We start from the raw sequence: 659 nt of genomic DNA, 5'->3' as shown, positions 1-659 counted from the left end.
TCCAAAAGCCATCGAAAATACCATTTCTTGAGGTGGCTGGCTTCCCCAGTCTTATTAGGCTCAAGAAACGGCGTTTTCAATGCAAGAATTGTCGTAAGGTAACAGTCTCTGAAACCAGCTTGGTACAGAAAAACTGTCAAATCTCTGAACCTCTCAGACAGAAGGTCGCGCAAACCTTGGTCAATCGTCAAGCCTTAACACACATTGCTCAGGATTTAGCTATTTCAACCTCTACCGTACACCGAAAACTCAAGGAATTCACTTTCAAAGAGGACTTCTCTCGTCTGCCTGAAATCCTCTCCATCGATGAGTTTTCGTATCAAAAAGGAAAGCTTGCCTTCATTGCACAGGATTTTGAGACCAAGAAAATCATCACCATCCTTGAGAATCGGACACAAACAACCATTCGCAATTATTTCTTCAGGTATTCTAAAGAGGCTAGGGACAGCGTGAAAATCGTTACCGTTGATATGTCTGGCAGTTACATCCCAATGATTCCAAAACTCTTTCCTAACGCTAAGATTGTTATTGATAGATTTCATATCGTGCAGCACATGAGCCGTGCTCTTAATCAGACACGTATTCAACTCATGAAGCCGTTTGACAAGAAGTCTCTTGAATATCGTGCCCTCAAATACTACTGGAAATCCGTGCTGAAA

General features: G+C 42.2%; 1 protein-coding gene. It reads left to right on the top strand.

Annotated features, from left to right (window positions below):
- Positions 1-659 (top strand): ISL3 family transposase (locus HMPREF0819_RS08505; protein ID WP_003068033.1); only part of this gene is annotated, 659 nt, incomplete at both ends.

Origin of the sequence: Streptococcus equinus ATCC 9812 (genome assembly GCF_000187265.1) — a bacterium.
In the GTDB taxonomy this organism is placed as follows: domain Bacteria; phylum Bacillota; class Bacilli; order Lactobacillales; family Streptococcaceae; genus Streptococcus; species Streptococcus equinus.
This window is presented reverse-complemented; position numbering and strand designations above follow the sequence as displayed.